The following is a 5,333-nucleotide window of genomic DNA, read 5'->3' as shown; positions in this document are numbered from 1 at the left end:
GTACTAACAAGAATAGGTCTTCATGGCCTTTTTGGTCTAGTCGTCAGGGTGTTGCACTTGAATTGTAAACTGGGGGAAAACGTTCTTAGGAATTAAGACGTTTAACTAGGTATTTTGAAAGGGGTTTTAAAGATGGCTTATACCCAGCTTGCTAAGGACATCGTCCAGGGCGTTGGTGGTCGTGACAATATTCAGTCGCTGACTCATTGTGTCACGCGCTTGCGATTTGTCTTGAAGGATGATGGTGCAGCAAATAAGGCAGCGTTGGAGAAATTAGACATTATTCAAGTTGTTCAACAGGGAGGCCAGTATCAGGTTGTTATTGGCCAAAATGTGACGCCAGTTTATAATGCTGTCATGGAAGATCTTGGTCATGATTTTGGCCAGTCAGCAGATTCTAAGGATAGCGTTACCGCAGGTAAACCAAAGAAGAAGAGTGATTATGTCTTTGACATGATTTCAGGCACTTTCGCCCCTATTATTCCAGCAATTATGGGTTCTGGTCTCTTGAAGGCCGCAGTTCAAATTCTAACAATGGTTGGCTGGCTAAATGCGAAGAGTGGCACATATGCGGTTCTTTCTGCCGCTGGCAACGCTGTATTTTACTTTTTGCCGATCATTTTGGGTGTTTCATTTGGGCTTAAGCTCAAAGTAAATCCGTACATCGCTGGGACAATTGGCGCAGCTTTGCTCGAGCCTAATATCATGAATTTAGTGATAGCGAACAAAAAAACAGTAGACATGTTTGGCCTGCACATTCCACTCATGAATTATTCGTCAACTGTTGTTCCGATTGTGTTAGCAGTTTTGATGTTGAAGCTCTTGGACATTGGTCTACAGAAAATTGTGCCAAAGAGTATGACCAGCATCTTAACCCCGATGCTTGAGTTAGCCATCACGGTTCCACTAACTATGATGATTTTTGGACCAATCGGCGTCACTCTGGGCAACTGGATCGCCGCCTTCTTTAGTTGGGCTATGGTCAAGAACGCAATCATTTCATGTGCGATTTTTGGAGCGGTCGGTATTATTATTGTTGCTTTTGGTTTACACTGGGCGGTCATTCCGATGGTTATTATGAATCTGGCAACAAAGGGCTGGGATCCGTTGCTGCCAACGGTCCAATCCACCGCATTTGCAGCTGCGGGTATTGCACTAGGTTTGGCAATCATTCATCGGAAGAATACTCGCGAGCGTCAGAATTCTTTCGCAGCTTTCACGTCCGCTTTTCTGGCAGGAATCACAGAGCCCGTTATTTACGGTGTCTATTTTAAATACAAGAGGACTTGGGTATACGCCGGAATTGCCGGCTTGCTGTCTGGCATCATAAACGGTCTGTTTTCGATTCGTGCAACAGTGATTGCGGGTGGCATCTTTACAATTCCGACATATCAGCCAGTCGGTCTCTATGCGGTTTCCATGTTGGTGGCATTTGTTGTTGCTCTTGGTCTAATGGTTACGCTAAGACTACCTGAAGAACAGGTTGTTGCTGTAGATGGACAAGACAAATCTCAATCCGTAAATGCCCAGGCAGCGGATACACCAACGACAGTGATGGCGCCTGTGGGAGGTAAGGTTATTTCTCTGGGAGAAGTGAAGGACGAAGTATTTGCTTCCGGCAAACTCGGGAAAGGCTTCGCTGTCGTGCCAGATAAGGATGATCTATACGCTCCTGTAAGTGGCACAGTCACGGCACTATACCCAACTCAACATGCTGTTGGGTTTACCTCTGATGGGGGCGCTGAAGTTCTCATTCATATCGGGATTGATACTGTTAAGCTAAATGGCAAGGGCTTCCACTTGAACCTCAAGCAGGGTCAGCACGTCAACCAGGGTGATCTATTGGGACATGCGGATTTTGATGCTATCCAGAAGCAAGGTTATGATGACACGGTGATTGTTGCACTCCTAAATTCTGGAGACTTTAACGATATTACAATAGACTTGCAGAATCAATCAGGAGATATTATGCGGATAGCACGTTAAGGGAGACGTATTGATGAAGATTCAAAGTATTATTAACGCAATTGAGTCGGCGACGGATCCGAATCATCGAATTCCAAGTACCACCATCGATCAGCTCATTATCGGAGATTCAGACCAGGATGCACATGGCATCGTGACATCCTTTATGGCCACGGTCGATGTTATCAATGCCGCCATTAGGCTTGGCGCGAATTTTATTATTACGCATGAGCCAACCTGGTTTGATGGTCATGATCGTGAATCACTTATGCAGGATGATTCGGTATATCAGGCGAAACGAGAGTTAATTGCCAAACATAACCTGGTAATCTACCGCTTCCATGATCATATGCATTTTGGCGGAGCTCACGACATGATTGTTGCAGGGGTCGCAAAGGAGTTAGGCTGGTCAGACTATTTATTGCCCGGTGACCCAGCCGGAAAAAATGTTCTTGAACGTGCAGAGACGCGATTTATGTTGCCAAAGACCACTTTAGCTGAAGTCCTTAATACAGTTCGTACACGATTGAAACTTGGTGGTGTTCGGTATATTGGTGACGTCAGTCAGCCAGTAGAAAACGTTGCAGCTCTAATCGGTGGCGCGACCCTGGGGTTGGGCGACGAATATAATCCAATCAAACAAATTCGTGACCAACGAATCGATCTAGTGATCAGTGGTGATATTGAAGAGTGGACTGTTCCAGCCTATATTCGAGATGCTAATAGGCTTGGTCATCCTTGCGCCATGTTGGTTATTGGCCATGAGCGAAGTGAGGAGTCTGGGATGAAGTGGTTGCCAGAATGGTTGGCTGACAAATTCAATCTTAAAGCCCAGTGGCTTGATGCTGGCGACCCATTTGAAAGAGTCTTATTTGAAACTACCAACAATAGTAAGTCGTTAAGGAGTAATTAAGCAATGAATTTTGGCTCAGTTGAGGCCGGTGGCACAAAGTTTGTGTGTGCTGTAGGTAACGAGCAAAACCAAGTTCTTGATTCTGTTCATTTTGCAACAACGAAACCAGACGAGACGTTAAGTAATGTCATTTCGTATTTTCGTATGCATCCGGTAGGGGCAATTGGATTAGCGAGTTTCGGACCGCTTGAGTTAAATCCGGCGCGTGCCCATTTCGGGTACATAACAGACACGCCTAAATCGGGATGGCGACAAACTGCCATCGCGCCAATTATCCATCAAGCGCTACATGTCCCTGTTTTCATCACAACTGACGTTAACGGTTCTGCTTTTGGTGAATATAAGGTTCGTCACCTCGATAAATCGGTAGCTTCGCTCGTATACTATACAGTTGGTACTGGAGTGGGTGCTGGAATTGTCCAAAATGGCAAATTCATAGGACGCTTAGGCCATCCAGAAATGGGACATGTCTTCGTCAAGAGGCATCCAGCCGATTTGAATTTTAAAGGCATATGCCCATTCCACGGAGACTGCCTAGAAGGCTTGATATCTGGTCCAAGTATTCAAGCACGTAAAGGTGTTCCCGGACAAAAGTTACAGTTAGAAGATCCGGTGTGGGAAGTAATCGGATACTACCTTTCGCAAGCCCTACTCCAAGTGACCTTAACTATACGCCCAGACAGTATTGTGATTGGTGGGGGCGTTGCAAGTCCTCAGTTGATTGCAAAGACAAGAGATTCATTTGCCAAGCTGCTAAATGGATATGTTCAGGTTCCACCGCTGGAGCAGTATATTTCCTTGCCGGAGGTAGCGCACAACGGCTCGGCAACTAGAGGTGATTTTAGTCTCGCAAAGATTGCGCTTTGCAGTGGCCAGCCTATTATTGCCTCCAGTGAAGTAGTTTAGCTGAACAGGCTCTTGCGAGAGGGACTAGCTAAACAACTTTTAATTAAGAGTAAGGCAGATGCTTGTTGGAGCGCCTAGTTCGTTAACGTGTTTGCTTTTTACGAAAAGCAGACACGTTTTTGTGTCGATCAGCACTTTACTCGAGGGATTGGAATCGTTGTATAATCCTTGGTCTGAGAGTAATCTGAAGGAAAAACGAGGCGCCGAAATGAAACTGAGTGACTACTACGACCGGTTCAAGCAAATGGGCCACGAGAAAACCATCGACCGTGGGGATGACCTGCTGCGCGAAGGGGATGTGGCGACGCAGCTGTACTTCGTGGAGCGAGGGGCGGTGCGGCTGTGGCACAACGACGACGGCCGCGATATCACCGTGCAGTTTTTCTTCGAAGGGCAGGTCGTGTCGTCGTTTGAGAGTTTTTATCTGCGCAAGCCTAGCCTGTTTTCAATCACGGCGATCGAGCCAACCACGGTGACAGTCGTGAATGGTGAGGCGCTGCGGCAGGCGCTGGAAAAAGAGCCGCAACTGATGGCGGTGTTCACCGATTATGTGTGCCACCGGTTCATCGATTACACGCAGTATTTTCTTAATCGCATTCAGGACTCGCCGGAAGCGCGCTACCAGGCGCTGCTGGCCAGCGACCCCGCACTGGTCAAGCGCGTGCCGAAGTACGAGCTGGCCTCGTATCTGGGTATCACGCCGGTGTCGCTGTCCCGCATTCGCAGCCGCGTCAAAAAATAATTGTGGAATTAACAATCGTTAATGCTGCGCTGTCCAAACCTCGTTATGCTTGCCTCATCAACATTTGGAGGCAAACAATATGACAAACACAGTAATCGTAACGAGTCACCCATATGATGGCAGCTTCTGCCACGCGCTGATGGCTTCGGCCAAAGCGGGTGCGGAAAAGGCGGGCAACACCGTCGATGTGATCGATCTGGAGGCGGACGGGTTTGACCCGGTCATGCACAGCAAGGACCTGATCGGTTTTCTGAAGCACAAGGCGCAGGATCCGCAGGCCATCGACTACATTGAACGCGTCAAGGCTGCCGACCACCTGATCCTGATCTTCCCGATTTGGTGGGAGCTGATGCCAGCGATGATGAAGGGCTTCATCGACAAGGTCGTCTTCCCTGGCGAGACGTTCAACTACACCAAAGGCGGCGTCGGCATGGCCTCGAACCTGCCGAAGCTCAAGTCGACCACCATCATGACCACGATGAACACCCCCAAGAGCCTGTACCGCTGGGTCTTTGGCAACGCGATTCAGCGCGCCTTGGTCCGCGGCACGTTCGTCAAAATGGGGCTCAAGCACGTGAAGTGGATGAGCTGCAACATGGTGAAAAAGAGTTCCGATGCGAAGCGCCAAGGCTGGCTCAAGCAGGCCAATGTCATCGGCGCCCGACAGTAATTGAATATACTCGTTAAAGGTCTGTCAAATCGCGCTGACAGGCTTTTTGCGTATTTTGATCCTGGATTATTCACCTCGGTATTGGGGACATGAAATCGCATCTGGCCGGTCTGAAAGCAACGTTTGGAGCGTTGCGA

5 protein-coding genes are annotated in these 5,333 nt (G+C 48.1%); all 5 read left to right on the top strand.

The genetic code is table 11. The features are described 5' to 3' along the window. Positions 1-132 precede the first annotated feature (132 nt). Positions 133-1,986, top strand: coding sequence for a glucose PTS transporter subunit IIA (locus tag JUF21_RS11660; RefSeq protein ID WP_203664793.1), 1,854 nt, complete (start codon positions 133-135; stop codon positions 1,984-1,986). A gap of 13 nt (positions 1,987-1,999) precedes the next feature. Then, the gene (locus JUF21_RS11655; RefSeq protein ID WP_203664791.1) at positions 2,000-2,878 is read left to right on the top strand and encodes a Nif3-like dinuclear metal center hexameric protein; all 879 of its coding nucleotides are present in this window, start codon (positions 2,000-2,002) and stop codon (positions 2,876-2,878) included. A gap of 3 nt (positions 2,879-2,881) precedes the next feature. Beyond that, on the top strand, positions 2,882-3,784 hold the full coding sequence (locus JUF21_RS11650; RefSeq protein ID WP_203664789.1) for an ROK family protein: 903 nt from the start codon (positions 2,882-2,884) through the stop codon (positions 3,782-3,784). 208 nt (positions 3,785-3,992) lie between these two features. Further along, complete coding sequence (locus JUF21_RS11645; protein WP_203624810.1) at positions 3,993-4,526, top strand: Crp/Fnr family transcriptional regulator; 534 nt, start codon at positions 3,993-3,995, stop codon at positions 4,524-4,526. Between the two features lie 79 nt (positions 4,527-4,605). Next, entirely contained in the window at positions 4,606-5,196 is a 591-nt protein-coding gene (locus tag JUF21_RS11640) for an NAD(P)H-dependent oxidoreductase (protein WP_203624811.1), read from the top strand. The last annotated feature ends 137 nt before the right edge of the window (positions 5,197-5,333 follow it).

The sequence above is a fragment of the Lacticaseibacillus sp. 53-4 genome, assembly GCF_016861805.1.
Lineage (GTDB): Bacteria > Bacillota > Bacilli > Lactobacillales > Lactobacillaceae > Lacticaseibacillus.
Note: the sequence above shows the minus strand (reverse complement) of the source record. Positions and strands in the feature narration are given on the sequence as shown.

Coding starts and splice junctions, on each gene's coding strand:
- JUF21_RS11660 (WP_203664793.1), top strand. CDS start 133: ATGGCTTATACCCAGCTTGCTAAGGACATCGTCCAGGGCGTTGGTGGT.
- JUF21_RS11655 (WP_203664791.1), top strand. CDS start 2,000: ATGAAGATTCAAAGTATTATTAACGCAATTGAGTCGGCGACGGATCCG.
- JUF21_RS11650 (WP_203664789.1), top strand. CDS start 2,882: ATGAATTTTGGCTCAGTTGAGGCCGGTGGCACAAAGTTTGTGTGTGCT.
- JUF21_RS11645 (WP_203624810.1), top strand. CDS start 3,993: ATGAAACTGAGTGACTACTACGACCGGTTCAAGCAAATGGGCCACGAG.
- JUF21_RS11640 (WP_203624811.1), top strand. CDS start 4,606: ATGACAAACACAGTAATCGTAACGAGTCACCCATATGATGGCAGCTTC.